Here is an 18,477-nt window from a genome sequence, read left to right as displayed (position 1 = left end):
AGATTCAGATTGATGAATAATATTGTATAAATATAAAAAAATTATGTAATTATAAATTAAAGTTGGGTTGTATTTTAATTAATCTAACAAAAACATTTGTATTTATCTTTTTAAGGAGAATACGCTTACAGAAAAACTTATTATTGATTAGGTTTTAGTTTGCGAATGCTTTTAACAGACAATTTTATGTATTGAAAAATGAATAAATTAAATAGAATAATAACACAAGAGAATTTCATTACCAGGTTTTAACATTGAATATTCTTGGTGATCTATTTGAATAAAAGATAATAATCGTGATAAAATTTTTAGACTTACAAAAAATAAATCTTCAATTTCAAAAAGAAATTGAAGAAGAAATCATAAAAGTATATCGATCAGGATGGTATCTTTTAGGGGAAAAAGTTAGAGAATTTGAAAATAATTTGGCAAAATATATAGGAGTACAAGAAACCGTAGGTGTAGCCAATGGTTTGGATTCATTACGTTTAATATTAAAAGGATATAAAGAATTAGGAGTTATCAATGAAGGGGATGAAGTGATTGTTCCTGCCAATACATACATAGCCTCGGTTTTAGCTATATCAGAAAATGGATTAATTCCAATTTTTGTAGAACCTGATGAACAAACATTTAACATAGATATATCAAAAATAGAAGAAAAGATCACATCCAAAACTAAAGCAATTATGATTGTCCACTTATATGGGCAAGCAATATTTTCTAATGAATTAAAATTATTAGCTCAAAAAAATAATTTAAAAATTATTGAAGATAATGCACAGGCTATTGGTGCAGAATGGAATGGAATTAAAACCGGAAATTTAGGAGATGCCGCAGGTTTTAGTTTTTACCCGGGTAAAAATTTAGGAGCTCTGGGCGATGCAGGTGCAGTAAGTACAAACGATGCAGACCTAGCACAAACCATAAGGACTTTGGCAAATTATGGATCAGAAAAAAAATATATAAATAAATATCGAGGTTTGAATAGCAGACTTGATGAAATTCAAGCAGTAGTTTTGAATACAAAACTAAAATATAATGATCAAGAAAATCAAAAAAGAAGAGCGGTAGCAAATTATTATTTAAACAATATAAAAAATGCTAGGATAGAATTGCCAAAAATTGAAAATTGTATTCAAAATAAGCAACATGTTTGGCATTTATTTGTAATTAGATGTAAACAAAGAGATGAATTACAAGAATATTTAACAAAAAATAATATTCAGACCCTAGTTCATTATCCTATACCTCCACATAAACAGGAAGCTTACTCAAATTATAATCATTTACATTTTCCAATAACAGAAAAATTGAGTAAAGAAATACTAAGCTTACCTATATCAGCGGTTTTACATCAAGATGAAATTAAAAAAGTTGTGAAAATATTAAATGATTACTGATAACAGAAAATATTTTGATTCTTCACTAAAAACAGCAAAGGCTATATATGATAAAGGATTGTATGAAGATTGTGCCCTATATCTAAGGCAATTAGCAACCTTTGCTTTGTATAATATTACAGGATATTACGTAAATTGGAAATTTGAAAGATTACTATTAAATCTTGGGCAAAAAATACCTCCAATTTCCCCAATAAAAAAGGAATCACATACACACCATAGATTATCCATTTTACATATAGCGACAGAACTATACGATATAGGAGGGCATACAAAATTACTCATCAATTGGGTAAAAATAGATAAAGATAATTTACATACTGTAATTTTAACAAGAATGACAGAAAATAAATTATCTACTAAAGTAAAAGAAGAAATAGATACAAATTGTAACCCAATTATTACATTAGAAGGAACAATTTTAGAAAGAGCTTTTCAACTTAAACAGATAGCACAAAAATATGATCTGATTATTTTACACATACATCCGAATGATATTATCCCTACAATAGCTTTTAGTGACCCATTATTTAAAACTCCTGTTTTGTTTTTAAATCATGCAGACCATATTTTTTGGATAGGAATTTCCATAATAGATTGCTTAATACAGATTAGAGAATCTAATATTATTTTAGATAAGGAAAGAAGAGGTGCTAATTTTCAGATGTTTTTACCCATTCCGGTTGATAATACTCAAAAAAAAGAAAAAAGTCTAAATTTTGTTAAAGAAAAAGGACAGGTTATACTATTATCTACAGGCTCAGAATATAAATATAAACCTTTTGGTGAACATAATTTTTTCGAAGCTGCATATAAAATAGTCAATACCTTTGAAAATGTAATATTTTTTATAGCTGGAGTAAGCCCTACATGTGAATTTTATCAAAAATATAAGCATCCCAGAATAATATGTTTAGGAAATGTTACTAATTTAAAGGATTATGAAGAATTTTGTGATATTTACGTAGAAGGATTCCCTATGGCATCTTTTACGGCAATGTTACAAGTATCAAAACGACAAAAATACATTCAGTTAATGTACAATCCAGCCGATGGTATGAAATTATTTTCTGATAAACAAGCGTACAATTTAGATTATCCGAAATCATTTGAAGAATGGTTTATTCAATTATCCGAAGTAATAGAATCTCCAAAAATAAGAGATGAGAAGATGCATAAGCAATATCAATATATAAATCAATTATACAACTTAGAAAAATGGAAAGAATTATTGGGTGATATTTATAAAAGTAATAAAAATAGAAAACACACAGTACGTAATTCAGTGAATTTTGACAAATTTTATAGTTCAATTAATGAACTAATCAATGCAACTCTATTAGAAAGTTCAAGCAAAATAAATCATTTTAACTATTGTTATAAGTTAAATTTTTTTGAAAAAATAAAAGTGGTATTACGTTCAAGATATAAAACAAAGCATGTCAAAGTGAGCAAGAAACAAGCTATGAAATTTTTATTTAAAAGGAATGAACTATTCATATAAATAATTCTAAGATAAATATAAATTTAATATTGATAAAATTATTGAATGCAAGGGAATATAGATAAAATAGTGAAATTAATTTAGAAGCTGAACACAGGGAAATTAGTAAAAAATATCCTTAAAAAACAAGTTTTAAAATTTTAGTATTAAAATGTCTTATTTACTTATATTTTTGGAGAAATTAGACACTTAAAGAATAATATAAATTAGCGTTGGGATATCGGCTAATTATATAATTAATGACGAATTAAAATGTTGGTGAAATCAAAAGTACGGTTAAATTGTAGCTCCATGGTTTGCATGCAGGACTTAATTATTATATTAAATGTAATAAATTAAAATTTTTCACCAAACAATATTTAGCTTCAATGATCAAGAAAGATATTTCTAGAGAAGTATTATATTATAAAGTATGTAATGAAGGACTTACTATATATACGATAAATTTTATAAAGTTTAATAAAATTTACTCAAAAAATTGTTTTATAAAATTAAAAAAATTTCATATATATAAATAATAAACGAGATTTACGAATGATATCAATAATAGTTTCTTCATATAATAAAAGATATTTTCAATCATTTTGTAAAAGTGTTAAAGATACTGTTGGAGAAGGAATACCATATGAAATTATCAATATTTGGAATCCAGGATTAATGGGGATATGTAGTGCTTATAATCAAGGAGCCGTTCAGGCTAAATATGAAAATTTACTTTTTATTCATGAAGATACAATTTTTATAACAAAAGATTGGGGAAGTAAATTATTAAATTTATTAGATGATAAAAAAATAGGAATAGTAGGTGTTGCCGGTTCTGCTTATGTACCCAATGTTCCGGCTTTCTGGTGGGGTTTAAATGATGCTTGTTTTTATAATTTAATACAATCAGATTCAGAAGATAAGAATGTAATAACCTATAGATTAGATAAAAAATATGGAAACAGTAGAAAAGTATATTCCTTAGATGGTGTTTTTTTGGCTTGTAGAAAAGATGTATATTTAGAATTTCCATTTAGCGATGATTTAAAGGGTTTTCATGGTTATGATATGGACTTTTCATTGCGAGTTTCTTCAAAATACACCAATATAGTTACAGGAGAAATACTTATAAAACATTTTTCTTATGGAACTTTGTCTCAAGAATGGTTTACAGAATTAATCAATATACGTAAAAATTATATTGTTCCTAAAGATCAAAAAAATAATCAAGAATATGAATTGAAAAAATACGGTGTATTTATTGATTATTTATATAAATATAAATATCCTTTCTTTTGGTCCATAAATAAACAATTAAAATATTTAAACATACGTAAGTTGGGAATAAAAGGTTTTATAAAAGCAAATATTAAAATTTTAAAGTATATTAAAAAAGTTGCTATTTAAAAAAATAACGATATAAAACTCTTTAATTCATAAAATATTTTTTTTCATATAATTGTTGAGAAATTTATTAGTAAAAGATTAAACGTGTATATAAAAAAATTAAATTATAGTAAATGAAAAATAATATTTTTGCTATAATCGTTATTTACAATGGGATGCAAAAACATTGGATTCAAAAATGTTTTGAATCATTATTAAAATCAAGCTTAAAAATAAATATTATAGCTATTGATAACGTTTCAACAGATGGAAGTGTTGAGTTTATAAAGAAAAATTATCCAATCGTTGATCTTATTGAAAATCAATCCAATGAAGGGTTTGGAAAAGCCAATAATATAGGAATTAAAAGAGCATATGAAAAAGGGGCAGACTATTTCTTTTTGTTAAATCAGGATGCATGGGTACAGGAAAGAACAGTAGAAGTACTGATAAAAAATAGTATTAATCATCCTGATTATGGAATTTTAAGCCCTTTGCATATGAATGGAGAAGGAAGTTTAATTGATCAAGGATTCTATAACTGTATAAACCCATTTAAAAGTAGAAAACTTTATTCTGTTTTAAGTACACATAAAACAACTGAAGAAGTTATTTTTAATTTTGATTTTGTTCCGGCAGCCTGTTGGTTGCTTCCCAAAAAAACAATTGAGAGAGTAGGAGGTTTTAATCCAACATTTTATCATTATGCCGAAGATGATAATTATACCCATAGAATGCGCTTTCATTCAATGAAAGTTGGTGTGGTTCCTTCCGTTCATGTATATCACGATAGAGAAGAAAGGTCCCCTCATGTATATTTTGATGCGTTATTAACAAAATATAAAAGAAAAGTTTTATTAGATATTTCAAATCCTTTATTAAAAGGAAATAGAATATTGGTTGAATATCGGTTACTTCTTTCGGATTTATTCAAAGCTTTTCTTTTCCTAGATCTTAAATCGGGGAAATTAGTATTAAATAAATTTATGATACTAATAAAACTAAAGGAAAAGGAGATTTTGAAGAATAAAAAAATTTCAGAAAAAGAAGGAATGAATTTTTTGTAGTAGTAGTACAATTTTCAATAAAAATAGGACTGTCGTTTTATATATTGAGATAATCAATATTTTTATAATGAACTATAAATTGAAAAATATTTTTTATACATAATATTTAACACACCTAATTCAAATAACTAAATTTTTATTAGTACAACTCATCCATAAAAAAGTTTCCATATTTTATTAGAAATATGTTCGAATCAAGAATTACAATAACGCAAACTTGAATTTTGTTAATTTTGTGTAAGAAGTAATTACTAGCAATATTTTTATCCTTTGAATAAACCATTACGAAGTAATTAATAATATTTTTATTCTTAAAAGTTATCAAAAAAATAATTGACATAACTATGTATCAACCCTTAGTTTCAATAATAATTCCCACGTACAATGTAGAAAAATATATTGAGCAAGGGATAGATAGTTTATTAAATCAAACGTATTCCAATTTGGAAATACTAATTATAGATGATTGCTCTACAGATAATACACCAGCGATACTAGAAAAAAAATACACGAAAAATAAAAAAATTAAGATCATTGAAAAGTCAGAAAATTTAGGCCCGGCTAATTCTCGAAATATTGGAATACAACAAGCCCATGGAAAGTATATAGCACTATTAGATGGGGATGATTATTATGCAGTGGATAAAATCGAGAAACAGGTGCAAGTAATGGAGAGTAATCCGGATGTAGCTGTGTGTTCAACTTTTTTGTATACATTCGGATTAGAAGAAAAAGAAATACGCTTTCCCATAAGTCACATTGAGATTAAGGATCAGCAATTATTAGGCTGTCCTGTAGCACATCCAGCAACCATGTTTAGAACTTCATATATTAGAGAAAATAACCTATATTACAATGAAAATTTAAGATTTTCAGAAGATTATGACCTGTTTATTAGGGTTTTACTACAAGGAGGAAAATTTATGACCATTCCTGAAGCGCTTTATTTTTATCGACTTACAGGTAATCAAGCATCTTTTACAAGACATAATAATAAAATACTAAAAAATGAAAAACAATGGGAAATTTCTAAAGCTTTACATTATAAAGTTCTTAGTCAATTAATAGATGAAAATTCCAAATTGTATCATAAAAAATATATAGATGCTTTATTAGTGCATCACGTAATAAGAAATTTTCAAGATTTAAAACTTTTTATAGTTTGGGCAAAAAGGCTAATTGAATATAATGAAAGTATAGGATGTCCATTCAGTTCAAAATTTTTAGAAAGCACATATAAAAAAAGTGTGTTAGGTTATTTTCTTGCTCAAAAGCAATTATCATGGAAAATTTTATACCAATATGTAACGGTTTATCCTTATTGTGCTAAATTAGATTTAACATATCAAATAAAATATATAATAAAATGTATTCTATTTTTAAAACATTAAAAAAAATTATCCACGTTCAAATCTCCATTTAAATAATTTATATCCCATAGTAACCGGTAAATTTTGAAAAAGATTTTTCTTTTTTTGATCCATTGAATAAAAAGAAGAAAAGTAATCAAAAATAGATAGTGAAGGAGCTTTTTTTAATCTTTGATAATTTTGTTTCCAATAAACTATATCCTCTTTCATGCATTTCCATTGCATAGTAAGAGTCGTTTCTTTAAATGAGATAATATGCTTAAGCATAAATTTTCTCCTTAAAGGGCCTGCTTCCTTAAAAGCTTGTGTAAAATATTCAACTATAGTTTGATGATTCTCAAAATTTCTCTTAGTTTTATTAAAAATAATGGATTCATGATGTAGATAATAAAAATAAGTAGTTTTATGTAAGAATGCAATGCTGTCTAACTTTAATGCCGTATGAAAAGACCACAATTCATCCTGAGAAAATAGATCCTTAATAAAATAAATTTTATTTTTTCTAAAAAAATCAACCTGTATAAGTTTATTACAAGCACTTACCGACCAGGAACCATTACAAAAATACTCAAAGATAATATCATTTCCTTTTAGAGAAGTAAGGGAATGAGTAAAAGGAAATATTGTATATTTTGTTTTTTTAAAAGTATTAATTGCTGATATTTCACCTACAGCAACTTTAGACTGAGTTTTAGTAATTAAGTTAACTAATTCTTCAATACAGTCGGGAACTATTTCATCATCACCATCCAAGAAAAATAAATATTTACCCTTGGCATGGTCTATACCTGTATTTCTAACTATTGAAAGTCCTTGATTAGTTTCATGTTCAATAATTCGTATTTTTTCAGGATATTGAGATTGAATCCTTTTAATAATATTCAAACTATCGTCTTTACCTTTATCATCGACTAACAATATTTCTATATTAGAATATGATTGATTCAATACGGATTTTATACATCTTTCAATATATTTTTCGCAATTATAAACAGGAATAGAGACAGTAACTAAAGGGTATGACATAATAAAGTTTTATAATCGGGAATCAATACTATTTTTATCCAGGAATGATTTACAATCGTAAACCACAGAATTTTGTTTGCAATATTTCTTAATATTTATGTTTTTAAATTCTTGATGTGGTACGGCAAGAATCACAGTATCAAATTTCTTGGATTCCTGAATTTCATTATATATATCCAAACCATATTCTTTCTTAACTTCTTTAGGATCAGCCAAAGGATCCCATATTGTTATGTTTAAATCATATTCATTAAAACATTTCACTATATTAACGACCTTCGTATTTCTAACATCCGGACAATTTTCTTTAAAAGTAATACCTAAAATCAAGATATCAGAATTATTTATTATAATATCTTTTTTAATCATTAATTTAATAACCTCTGAAGCTATATAATAAGGCATAGAATCATTTAATCTTCTTCCGGCAAGAATAATCTCGGAATGATATCCTAATTCCATAGCTTTTTGGGCTAAGTAGTAAGGATCAACACCGATGCAATGTCCGCCGACCAGTCCGGGTTTAAATGGTAAGAAATTCCATTTAGTTCCGGCAGCTTCCAAAACTTCTGTCGTATCCACACCTAATAAATTAAATATTTTGGCTAGTTCATTTACAAAAGCAATATTAATATCTCGTTGAGAATTTTCAATTACTTTTGCCGATTCAGCAACTTTAATACTACTTGTCTGATAGGTACCTGCAGTTATTATTGAGGAATATAAATTATTTACAATGTCAGCGATCTCAGGTAAAGAACCGGAAGTTATTTTTTTTATATTAGTGAGAGTATTAATTTTATCTCCAGGATTGATTCTTTCCGGAGAATATCCTGCAAAAAAATCACGATTATATTTTAATCCTGATATCTTTTCTATAATAGGTACGCATTCTTCTTCTGTACATCCGGGATAAGTGGTAGATTCATAAATAACTATATCTCCTTTTTTTATTACTTTTCCTACAGTGGTACTGGCAGAAATTAAAGGAGTCAAATCAGGTCTGTTGGAGGAGTCTACAGGAGTAGGAACTGTAACGATATATATGGTTGAATTTTTAATATATTCTATGTTAGAAGTAGGATAAAAACCATTTTGATTTTCTAAATCTTTTGCGGAATTAACTAAAACATTGGATATTTGTTCTGAAGTCACTTCTCGAGTAATGTCTTTAGAATCAATTAATTGGTTGATTCTTTCGGCTGAAATATCAAAACCTGTAACCCTATATTTCTTTGCAAATTCTAAAGCTAAAGGAAGTCCAACATATCCAAGCCCTATTATACTTATTTTAATATTTTGAGGAGATAAAAGCATTGTATCGATATTTAAGTTAAATGGAATAAAAATTTCTATACCAGTCAATGAAATTTTTAATTCCTTCCTTTACTGAAACTTGTGGTTTATAATTAAAATTTTCAATTAAATCTGTTACATCGGCGTATGTAGACGGAACATCTCCGGGCTGGATAGGGAGTAAATTTATTATCGCTTTTTTACCCAATTCCTCTTCTATGGTTTTTACAAACGACATAAGCTCTACAGGCTTACTATTTCCTATATTATAAATTTTATAAGGTGCAGTAGAAGATGAAGGTTCCGGATTATTAGGATTCCAGTTTTGATTTCCTTCCGGTGGATTATCATTAACTTTTATAATTCCCTGCACAATATCAGAAATGTAAGTGAAATCACGTTGCATTTTCCCATAATTATAAACATCAATAGGTTTATTTTCTAAAATGGCCTTGGTAAAGATAAATAATGCCATATCGGGTCTACCCCAAGGACCATATACAGTAAAAAAACGTAATCCGGTAGTAGGTATTCCAAATAAATGGCTATAAGTATGAGCCATTAGTTCATTGCATTTTTTGCTGGAAGCATATAAGCTTACCGGGTGATCAACATTATCTTTAGTTGAAAAAGGTTGTTTTTCATTCAAACCGTATACACTTGAACTGCTGGCATAAGTTAAATGCTTAATAGAATAGTGCCTGCAGCATTCTAAAATAGTAAGGAATCCGGTAATATTAGAATCAATATAAGCTTGAGGGTTTACTAAAGAATATCTTACTCCGGCCTGAGCGGCTAGATTAATTACTTGATCAAAATTTTCTTGTTTGAATAAATTTTCTATATTCTTTTTATCTTCAAGATTTAGCTTAATGAATGAAAGATTAGGATATTTAGAACTTTTAATGAGTTTATTATATTCAATACCAGAGATAGCAAATCCACAATTTTTTAATCTTCCGTATTTTATAGTAACGTCATAATAATCATTAATAATATCGAGACCAATTATTTCATCATCTCTTTTTATCAAAGAATTTACCAAATGATACCCGATAAAACCTGCGATTCCTGTAACAAGGATTTTCATTCAAAATATTTTTATAACAAAATACAAATTTAAAAATTTTTATTTTGATGGATATACTGACATAATATTATTAATTTGTTAATTAATTTTTCTGGATAAAATATTCAATTTGAAATGATAGAGTTAGGATAAAAATTTTAATCTTCATTTTACCTGCTTACATACTAACCTCATTACTTGACTAATTTTTTGTATAACCAAATGGATAAATGATAATTGTAATGCAATTGTTTTTGAACAAATTTGGCACTATATGAAATTTCCAGAAAATAACTTTACCTATAATTTTAGGATAAAATTAATTTATAAATCTGATATTTTGCCAATAAACATTATCAATGTTAATAATCCTTTCAAAGATCAAACCAAAAAATTATTTTGTAAAATGGCATACAGAGGATTTTAAATTATTTAAATTTACTATAAAAATTTTAAAATTAAGTAAACAGAAAATACGATTAATATTGTAATTACTATTTACAAATACTTATCCCGAAAAAAACAGTTCAGTCCTAAAAATGGATGGTTTACCTATGAATGATTTTTTCATAATTATAGAAAATTTTGGTGGAAAAATTAATGCAAAAATCCTGATTTTTGGAAATCGCTTTTTCGCAATGATAAAACTTTAGAGAGAGAGATTGGGAAAAGATAATCTAAAAGAGGAATTGTTTAAACAATCAAAGGAGTTTGATCCTCTTGGGTATAATAGAAAATAAATTTTTATTAAGAATATTGCAGATTAAATAAATTTATCTAACTTTAAATAAGTTTGATGGGAAATTTATGAGAGTAATAAGCCGCGTAATCTTATTAGGTTTTATTTTATTAATATTGATAAATTGTAAAACAAGTAAAATAAAAAAAGAAGTATATCAGATACATCTTAATAGAGAGATTACGGATTCAATTATAGCCGATTCTCAATACATAAAATACATTTATCCTTATAAAAAACAATTGGATTCTATTCTGAAACAACCTATTAGTTATGCAAAAGAAGATTTTACGAAAATAGGGTACTCAAGTAATGAAGGGAACCTATTAGCAGATTTATTGTTAGAATACGCTAAAAAATATGCTGAAAAAAATAGTATAGCAATACCTGATTTTTGTCTTCTGAACATAGGAGGGATTAGAACAAGTATACCCAAGGGAGTTGTAACTGTGGAAAATATATTTGAAGTAGCTCCTTTTGAAAATGAAATGGTTTACATACAACTCAATGGGAATCAGATGGAAGAAATGTTTAATTATTTAGGAAAAGAAAAAAAAGGCCACCCATTGGCTGGAATAAAAATTATATATAAAAATGATAAATTTCATTCAGCATATATAGCAGGTAAAGATTTTGATCCCGATAAAAACTATTGGATTGTAACCATAGATTATTTAATGAATGGAGGAGACAGGATGTATTTTTTAACAAAATCAAATTCGATAGAAGTGACACATCAGAGATTACGAGATATTTTAATAGAACAGATTAAGCAGTATAAAGTGTTGCCGGATAGTAAAAATGAAAGGCTAATCTTTCAAAATTAAAACAAATTAATATGAAAAGAAGAGAATTTATAAAAACAACAACGATAGCAGGAGCAGCATTAAGTTTACCCCAAATAACCTTTTCTTCCTCAATATTAAAATCAGATAAAAAGATAACTGTATTGCATACTAATGATCAACATAGCAGGATAGAACCATTTCCGCCCACATATCCCAATAATCCTAACCAAGGAGGGTTTGCTAGAAGAGCAACTCTCATTGATAAAATAAGAAAGGAAGAATCCAATGTATTATTATTAGACTCAGGAGACGTTTTTCAGGGAACTCCGTACTTTAATTTTTTTGGCGGAGAATTGGAATTTAAATTAATGTCTAAAATGGGATATGAAGCTTCAACCATGGGAAATCATGAATTTGATAATGGTCTAGAAGAGTTTAAAAAACAATTGTCGCATGCTCGTTTTGATTTTCTTTGTTCCAACTATGATTTTACCAATACCATATTGGAAGGATTAACCCGAAATTATAAAATCATAAACAAAGGTGGTATTAAAATAGGATTATTCGGGGTTGGGGTTGAATTGGCTGGATTGGTAGATAAAAAGAATTATTTAGAAACTATATATATTGATCCTATTGAGATTGCTCAAGACCAAGCGAGAATGTTAAAAAAAGAAAAGAAATGCGATTTGGTAATCTGCCTATCTCATATAGGATACAAATATCCTAATTTTCCCGATAAGGTTTGCGATGTGAAACTTTGTCAGCAAACTTCACAAATAGATTTAGTGCTTGGAGGACATACACATACCTTTTTTAAAGAGCCTGAAAAATATATAAACAAAGAAGGCAAAGAAGTCCTTCTAAACCAAGTCGGCTGGGCCGGTTTATTATTAGGCAGAATAGATTATCTCTTTACACAAGATAATCAATTGAAAGATATTGCTTTCCAAACTATACCCGTAAAAAATTATACGGTATAGTTACGTTTTCCAAATAATTTAGAGCCAATTCTAACCATGGTGCTTCCACAGTTTATTGCCGTAAGATAATCATCGGACATGCCCATAGATAAAACAGTTAAGCCATATTCTTTTTGATGAGTAATGTAAAAATCGTGAAGAGATGAAAATTCTTTTTCAACCTGGTTAATATTATCTGTAAATGATGCCATGCCCATAAGCCCCTTTATGCTAACATGTGGAAACTTACCGTCCTTTTTTAACTTAAGAATTTCAAGAGCAGAATCGAATGTTAAGCCATATTTAGATTCTTCTTGAGCTATTTTTATCTGTAATAAAACGGATAGAGTGCGATTGTTTTTTAGAGCTTCCTTTTCAATAGTTTCCAGAAGGTCAATACTATCTACAGAATGTATAAGATAAATAAAAGGAGCAATATATTTTACCTTATTTTTCTGTAAATGCCCAATTTGATGCCAACGAACACTTTTTGGCAATTGATCGTATTTTTCAATTAATTCCTGCACTTTGTTTTCACCGAAATCAATTTGTCCACAATGATACATTTCTTCAATTTCTTTTGCGGAACGAGTTTTAGAAACGGCTATCAGACGAACATCTGATGGTATTGTTTTTAAAATAGTTTGTAATGAATCTGCTAAAGACATATAAATGAAAAATAGATTATCATGGTAAAAGTACTGATAAATTTTTTGAAAAATAACAAATAACTAAATTATGATAAAAAAATAAAGTCTTTTTATAAAAGTATAATTTAAGAAAAACCATTTATATAAATAAATATATATATGGAAATAATTTATAAATAAAAAGAGCGGAAAATAATTTATTTTCCGCTCCAGACAATTAAGCAAAAACCTATCTATTTGATTTAAGGTCTAGAAAATTAAGATTATTATTTAATACGTTATTTACTTTTTCAACGATTAATTTATCAGGTAACGTAAAAGAAGATACTTGTTTAGTATTAGTAAGTGAAGAGTTAAACTCAACTTTGTATACTCCGGCATCAGCAATCCATGCAGAAGCTAAAGGATTGAAAGAAGCTAAATCTTTAGGTTGTAACTCGAAAAAGACCACTTGAGTTTCTCCCGGTTTCAATAATCTAGTCTTAACAAATCCTTTTAATTCTTTTGCAGGTTTGTCTACATCACCCTTAGGAGCAGAAAGATACAATTGAACTACTTCTTTACCGGCAACATTTCCGGTATTTTTAACTTTAAGGGAAATAACCAGTTTTTGATTAAATTGGGCAGAGCTTAACACAGGTTCGGAATAATCAAATTTAGTATAAGAAAGCCCATATCCGAATTCATAAGAAGGCGCAACATTAAAGGTGCTAAAATATCTATAGCCAACATATATACCTTCCTTATAAGAAACGTCTTTAGGTTTATCTGCTGGAACTCCTTCAAAATTTGAGGATGATGAAACATCTGTATATTTAACCGGTAAGGTTTGAGTTAATTTTCCTGATGGATTAACTGTTCCTGAAAGTACATCAGTTATAGCGTAGCCTCCTTCTTGTCCCGGAAGACTAGCCCATAGTATTGCATCTACTTTTCCTTTCCAACTGGAAGTTTCAATGGCACTTCCTGAATTTATGATCACAACAACCTTTTTATTATGTTGATGAAAGGCTTTGGATACCTCAGAAATTAAATGTTGTTCTTTTTCAGAAAGATCAAAATCATCAGTAATTTTTCGATCTCCGGATTCACCCGCTTCTCTTCCGATAGTGATGATAGCAATATCATTTTCCTTTGCACTATTCTGAATAGATTTTTCTTTAATTGCTGGCTGAGTAATGATTGGTAAAATAGCAAGTAAATTTTTCTTAAGTTCTTCAATTTTAGCGAGTTCTTCTTTTACAAACTGTGAATATGTTTGGTTTAAATTTTTATCAATCAGATAACCATTGTCTTCTAACCCATTAGGTAAAGAAATCACATAAGCTTTATTTACATTCCCACTACCGGTACCACCAGCAATAATATTATAAGAGCCACTTCCAAATAAGGCTATTTTACTTCCTTTTTTTAAAGGCAGAGTTGCCTGGTCATTTTTTAATAAAACCATTCCTTCTGAGGCCGCTTTTCTACTTAAAAGTGCATGACCTTTTAAATCAGGGTTATTGGTAGGTTTATAACCAGCTACTCGTGGAGATTTATATATAATTTCCAATACTTTTTTCAAACAATTATCTACATCTTCTATAGACAGACGTTTTGTATCAATATATTTCTTAAGGGTTTCAAATTGGATTTGCGTACCCGGCATTAATAGATCGTTTCCGGCATGAATTTGCTGAGCAAAAATATTTTCATCATAAGAATCGCTACTTATTCCCTTATAGCTTGTATCACTTATCGCTGAAACATTAGCGAACCCACCAAACCAGTCGGTAATTACTGCTCCTTTAAAGCCCCATTCATGACGTAAAATAGTTGTTAATAAATCGTAACTTGCTGAAGTGTATGCTCCATTAATTTTATTGTAAGAAGACATGATGGTAGCTGGATTAGATTCTTTAACAGCAATTTCAAATCCTCGAAGATAAATTTCTCTTAAAGCTCTTTGAGATACATGTACATCTAAATCCATTCGATTATTTTCACTGTTATTCGCTGCAAAATGTTTCAATGATACACCCACGCCATTTTTCTGTATTCCCTGAGTGATAGCTGAAGCAAATTTACCTGCTATTAAAGGATCTTCTGAATAATATTCATAATTACGTCCACATAAAGGATTACGAATTATATTTAGAGCCGGAGCCAATTGAATATCCGAACCGTATTGTAAAGCTTCATCTCCAATAGCTTTCCCTATTTCTTCAGCCATTTCCACATCCCACGTTGTTGAAATAAGAGCTCCTACGGGAAAACCTGTAGCATAGTAGGTCCTTTTTTCATTTCTTCTTTTTGCGGAAATACGTACGCCTGCAGGGCCATCAGTAAATATTACCGCAGGGATTCCCCATTTATCAATGGGTGTGGTTGAACCGGCTGAACCGGGCATAAGATAGCTGGGAATTGTAACCCCCTTAGGGTCCAATGCTTCAAAGCCTTTCAACATTTCAAACCCTACCATTCCTGTACCTAATAGAAGATGTATTTTGTCTTCAACAGATAAACGAGTAATCAAATCATTAATTCTTTCATAGTCTGACAATCGAGTATCTTCATAAGGCTGAAGTTTTCCATCTTTGTTCCAATCAGAAAACTTTTGATTATTAACTACGATCTGTGGATAGGTTTGCGCTTTGCTAAAATTAAATGCGCAAAATCCGGCTAACGCATATAATACAAATCTTTTTTTCATCATATTATTTTTTTTCTCATAAGGTACAAATTATTTATTATATATTAACATAGACATGATATAAATTAGGTGCAAGATATATGTTTATTATTGCATAATATTTAATTATTGATATATAATAATCTTTATATCGTATTTTTATATTATAAAATAAATAGAAATGATCTGAGGATGTATTTGCATATGTGAATAATTAAATAAAAAGAAAAATAATAGTTTTCGATAAAATAAAAAATTAATTTGATAAATGATTATTTTTGTATGCAAATATTAAAACGAATGAATAAAAAAAAGTTGGAAAAATATTTTAGAATCGCCTGTTATACAGAATGCATAAGTTGTTTCTTGCTTTTTTTTGTCGCTATGCCCTTGAAATATTGTTTACATGATACCCTATTCATGATTCCGGCAGGTATGATTCATGGTCTGTTTTTTTCAATCTATATTATTTTGGCGATTCTAGTCAGAAAGCTCTATAAATGGGATGATGAAGATTTTGTTTTTGTACTTATGTCGGCTTTTTTCCCATTTGCGACTTTATGGGCTGAAAAAAAATTGGCTAAGATCAACCGAAGATAAAACATACTATTTATAAGGATTAAAGTTTCAAGCATAGATCAACAATATTGGTTAAATAAATCATTAGGGTAATTTAAAAAGCACTTTTTATAGATAGATTTAGTAAAATAAATATAATGATTTAGAAATAGGATAGGATGTAATAAATAAAAAGCTCCTTATTAGAATAAGAAACTTTTTACTTTTATATATATGAAAAATTCTAATTTATAGCGTTTTGTAATTCTTCCGTAATTTCCATATTATGAAATACCTGTTGAACATCATCATCATCTTCAAATTTCTCAAGCATTTTCAAAATAATTTGTGCCTGTTCTAACGGGAGGGCTTTAGTGTTGTTAGGTAATCTTTGTAATTCAGCACTTTTAGGCTCTATGCTTAATTCTTCAAATTTATGATTTATGGATCCAAAATCTTCAAAGGAGGAGGTAATTATTACTTCATTTTCATCTTCTTCAATTTCTTCAGCTCCAGCATCAATCATTTCTAATTCAAAATTGTCCCAATCCATAGTGAGGTTTGACTTATCTAAGGTAAATATTCCTTTTCGATCAAATATAAATGTAAGTTCTCCGTTTTTTCCCAGATTACCTTCAAATTTATTAAATATAGCACGAACATTGGCCACGGTACGGGTAGGATTATTAGTTGTACATTCTAAAAAAATGGCTATACCTCCCGGGCCATAACCTTCATAGGTTATTTCGTCATACTGTTCTGCATCTGCCCCTGAAGCTTTTTTTATCGCTCTTTCCACATTGTCTTTTGGCATATTTGCTCCCTTGGCATTGAGTAAACAACGACGAAGTGCAGGGTTAGACTCGGGATTGGGGCCTCCGGCTTTTACAGCAATGGCAATTTCTTTCCCGATACGGCTAAATTGCTTTGCCATTTTATCCCACCTTGCTAATTTTGAGGCTTTTCTATATTCAAATGCACGTCCCATAATCAAGTTTAATTTCTAAAACAAAAATAATAATTGAATAAATTATAGAAAAATAAATTATTAATTTTTAAAACTTTTTTAGATATTTTGCAATTTTATGATTTTTTTCTTTACGCTAATACATGTGTAAAATAAATAACATCATCATAGAAACAATTTATGATACTATAACTTTTAAGAAATTTAATGAAGCAATTCTTTAGGTATTTGACAAACCGGAATAGGATTTATTTTATGTTGAGCCAATCTATTTAATCTATCATAAATTTCAAAAACTTTACGTTCCCTTCCTGTAAAATCAGTAGCTTTGTGATTTTCATGAACTTTCATAGCCCATTCTAACTCCGGATAGGAAGCACCAATTTGATCTTCATCAGATCTTTCATCAGTCCAAAGACCATCGGTAGGTTTAGCTTTTTGTATGGATTCGGAAATATGTAATTCCCGGGCTATTTCAAAAACTTGACTTTTTAAAAGGTCGGCAATAGGACTAATATCCACACCGCCATCTCCATATTTAGTAAAGAAGCCAATACCAAAATCCTCTATTTTGTTACCCGTTCCACAAACCAGATAATTGTTAAGACCTGCATAATAGTATAAGGTAATCATACGAAGGCGAGAACGAGTATTGGCTAAAGATAAATTATTTTTTTCATGAGATTCGTCAGCATGTAAATCTGATTTTAGAGCTTCAAAAGTGGTGGTAAGGTTTATAGTTTTTCCGGAAACATTTTTGTATTGTTCTGTGAGAAACTTTATATGTTCTCGTGCACGAGTAACCTGGTCTTCGGATTGATGGATAGGCATATCTAATACTAATACGGGTTCACCGGTTTGGGCCGCTAATGTAGACACCACGGCAGAATCTATTCCTCCGGATACACCTACAACAAATCCTTTTGTGTTGCTATTTTTAAGATAATCGTTTAACCAATTAACAATATAGGAAATTACCTTGGTTGTTTTCATAATGTTGTATCTTTGCGCGTAATTTTATACATTAAAAATCAAG

At 28.7% G+C, this 18,477-nt stretch carries 15 protein-coding genes; 8 read left to right on the top strand and 7 right to left on the bottom strand.

Annotation, left to right across the window (positions count from 1 at the left end; translation table 11 throughout):
* Window positions 1-296: 296 nt before the first annotated feature.
* The 5 genes from ASC36_RS05485 (at window position 297) to ASC36_RS05465 (ending at window position 6,733) form a co-directional block, all read left to right on the top strand.
* Window positions 297-1,403, top strand: coding sequence for a DegT/DnrJ/EryC1/StrS family aminotransferase (locus ASC36_RS05485; protein ID WP_055425490.1), 1,107 nt, complete (start codon window positions 297-299; stop codon window positions 1,401-1,403).
* Entirely contained in the window at window positions 1,393-2,907 is a 1,515-nt protein-coding gene (locus tag ASC36_RS05480) for a glycosyltransferase family protein (RefSeq protein WP_055425489.1), read from the top strand. Before ASC36_RS05485 ends, ASC36_RS05480 begins: the two co-directional genes overlap by 11 nt.
* A gap of 534 nt (window positions 2,908-3,441) precedes the next feature.
* On the top strand, window positions 3,442-4,296 hold the full coding sequence (locus ASC36_RS05475) for a glycosyltransferase (RefSeq protein ID WP_055425488.1): 855 nt from the start codon (window positions 3,442-3,444) through the stop codon (window positions 4,294-4,296).
* Between the two features lie 113 nt (window positions 4,297-4,409).
* Window positions 4,410-5,342, top strand: a complete 933-nt coding sequence (locus ASC36_RS05470) for a glycosyltransferase (protein ID WP_082435410.1) — start codon at window positions 4,410-4,412, stop codon at window positions 5,340-5,342.
* Window positions 5,343-5,686: 344 nt separating this feature from the next.
* Window positions 5,687-6,733: a glycosyltransferase family 2 protein gene (locus ASC36_RS05465; RefSeq protein WP_055425486.1), complete on the top strand. Its 1,047-nt coding sequence runs from the start codon at window positions 5,687-5,689 to the stop codon at window positions 6,731-6,733.
* Between the two features lie 6 nt (window positions 6,734-6,739).
* Here ASC36_RS05465 and ASC36_RS05460 read toward each other — a convergent pair whose 3' ends face one another.
* The 3 genes from ASC36_RS05460 to ASC36_RS05450 are packed head-to-tail and all read right to left on the bottom strand — an operon-like array spanning window position 6,740 to window position 10,124.
* Window positions 6,740-7,738: a glycosyltransferase family 2 protein gene (locus ASC36_RS05460; RefSeq protein WP_055425485.1), complete on the bottom strand. Its 999-nt coding sequence runs from the start codon at window positions 7,736-7,738 to the stop codon at window positions 6,740-6,742.
* Between the two features lie 9 nt (window positions 7,739-7,747).
* The gene (locus ASC36_RS05455) at window positions 7,748-9,055 is read right to left on the bottom strand and encodes a nucleotide sugar dehydrogenase (protein WP_055425484.1); all 1,308 of its coding nucleotides are present in this window, start codon (window positions 9,053-9,055) and stop codon (window positions 7,748-7,750) included.
* A gap of 16 nt (window positions 9,056-9,071) precedes the next feature.
* Window positions 9,072-10,124, bottom strand: a complete 1,053-nt coding sequence (locus ASC36_RS05450) for an NAD-dependent epimerase (protein ID WP_055425483.1) — start codon at window positions 10,122-10,124, stop codon at window positions 9,072-9,074.
* A gap of 786 nt (window positions 10,125-10,910) precedes the next feature.
* On the opposite strand from ASC36_RS05450, the gene ASC36_RS05445 reads away from it, so the two are divergent.
* Together ASC36_RS05445 and ASC36_RS05440 are read left to right on the top strand one after the other, a co-directional pair.
* Window positions 10,911-11,669: a 5'-nucleotidase C-terminal domain-containing protein gene (locus tag ASC36_RS05445; protein ID WP_055425482.1), complete on the top strand. Its 759-nt coding sequence runs from the start codon at window positions 10,911-10,913 to the stop codon at window positions 11,667-11,669.
* 11 nt (window positions 11,670-11,680) lie between these two features.
* Window positions 11,681-12,613, top strand: coding sequence for a bifunctional metallophosphatase/5'-nucleotidase (locus ASC36_RS05440; RefSeq protein ID WP_055425481.1), 933 nt, complete (start codon window positions 11,681-11,683; stop codon window positions 12,611-12,613).
* Here ASC36_RS05440 and ASC36_RS05435 read toward each other — a convergent pair.
* Entirely contained in the window at window positions 12,601-13,260 is a 660-nt protein-coding gene (locus ASC36_RS05435; protein WP_055425480.1) for a YggS family pyridoxal phosphate-dependent enzyme, read from the bottom strand. The two genes, ASC36_RS05440 and ASC36_RS05435, sit on opposite strands and share 13 nt — an antisense overlap.
* Window positions 13,261-13,471: 211 nt before the next feature.
* Window positions 13,472-15,940 (bottom strand): beta-glucosidase, encoded by a 2,469-nt coding sequence (locus tag ASC36_RS05430; RefSeq protein WP_055425479.1) that lies wholly within the window; start codon window positions 15,938-15,940, stop codon window positions 13,472-13,474.
* A 276-nt stretch (window positions 15,941-16,216) separates the two neighbouring features.
* On the opposite strand from ASC36_RS05430, the gene ASC36_RS05425 reads away from it, so the two are divergent.
* Window positions 16,217-16,516, top strand: a complete 300-nt coding sequence (locus ASC36_RS05425) for a DUF3817 domain-containing protein (protein ID WP_245630745.1) — start codon at window positions 16,217-16,219, stop codon at window positions 16,514-16,516.
* A 202-nt stretch (window positions 16,517-16,718) separates the two neighbouring features.
* Here the strand turns inward: ASC36_RS05425 and ASC36_RS05420 are convergent, their stop codons facing one another.
* Both ASC36_RS05420 and nadE read right to left on the bottom strand, forming a co-directional pair.
* The gene (locus ASC36_RS05420) at window positions 16,719-17,462 is read right to left on the bottom strand and encodes a YebC/PmpR family DNA-binding transcriptional regulator (RefSeq protein ID WP_055425477.1); all 744 of its coding nucleotides are present in this window, start codon (window positions 17,460-17,462) and stop codon (window positions 16,719-16,721) included.
* 183 nt (window positions 17,463-17,645) lie between these two features.
* Complete coding sequence (nadE, locus tag ASC36_RS05415) at window positions 17,646-18,434, bottom strand: NAD(+) synthase (RefSeq protein ID WP_055425476.1); 789 nt, start codon at window positions 18,432-18,434, stop codon at window positions 17,646-17,648.
* Window positions 18,435-18,477: the final 43 nt, after the last annotated feature.

Source organism: Apibacter mensalis (assembly GCF_001418685.1).
Lineage (GTDB): Bacteria > Bacteroidota > Bacteroidia > Flavobacteriales > Weeksellaceae > Apibacter > Apibacter mensalis.
This window is presented reverse-complemented; position numbering and strand designations above follow the sequence as displayed.

Bases quoted from the DNA above. Each gene is read 5' to 3' on its own strand.
- ASC36_RS05480 (WP_055425489.1), top strand. From the start codon at position 1,393: ATGATTACTGATAACAGAAAATATTTTGATTCTTCACTAAAAACAGCA.
- ASC36_RS05440 (WP_055425481.1), top strand. From the start codon at position 11,681: ATGAAAAGAAGAGAATTTATAAAAACAACAACGATAGCAGGAGCAGCA.
- ASC36_RS05425 (WP_245630745.1), top strand. From the start codon at position 16,217: ATGAATAAAAAAAAGTTGGAAAAATATTTTAGAATCGCCTGTTATACA.
- ASC36_RS05475 (WP_055425488.1), top strand. From the start codon at position 3,442: ATGATATCAATAATAGTTTCTTCATATAATAAAAGATATTTTCAATCA.
- ASC36_RS05420 (WP_055425477.1), bottom strand. From the start codon at position 17,462: ATGGGACGTGCATTTGAATATAGAAAAGCCTCAAAATTAGCAAGGTGG.
- ASC36_RS05445 (WP_055425482.1), top strand. From the start codon at position 10,911: ATGAGAGTAATAAGCCGCGTAATCTTATTAGGTTTTATTTTATTAATA.
- ASC36_RS05470 (WP_082435410.1), top strand. From the start codon at position 4,410: ATGAAAAATAATATTTTTGCTATAATCGTTATTTACAATGGGATGCAA.
- ASC36_RS05460 (WP_055425485.1), bottom strand. From the start codon at position 7,738: ATGTCATACCCTTTAGTTACTGTCTCTATTCCTGTTTATAATTGCGAA.
- ASC36_RS05450 (WP_055425483.1), bottom strand. From the start codon at position 10,124: ATGAAAATCCTTGTTACAGGAATCGCAGGTTTTATCGGGTATCATTTG.
- ASC36_RS05430 (WP_055425479.1), bottom strand. From the start codon at position 15,940: ATGATGAAAAAAAGATTTGTATTATATGCGTTAGCCGGATTTTGCGCA.
- ASC36_RS05465 (WP_055425486.1), top strand. From the start codon at position 5,687: ATGTATCAACCCTTAGTTTCAATAATAATTCCCACGTACAATGTAGAA.
- ASC36_RS05435 (WP_055425480.1), bottom strand. From the start codon at position 13,260: ATGTCTTTAGCAGATTCATTACAAACTATTTTAAAAACAATACCATCA.
- ASC36_RS05455 (WP_055425484.1), bottom strand. From the start codon at position 9,055: ATGCTTTTATCTCCTCAAAATATTAAAATAAGTATAATAGGGCTTGGA.
- nadE (WP_055425476.1), bottom strand. From the start codon at position 18,434: ATGAAAACAACCAAGGTAATTTCCTATATTGTTAATTGGTTAAACGAT.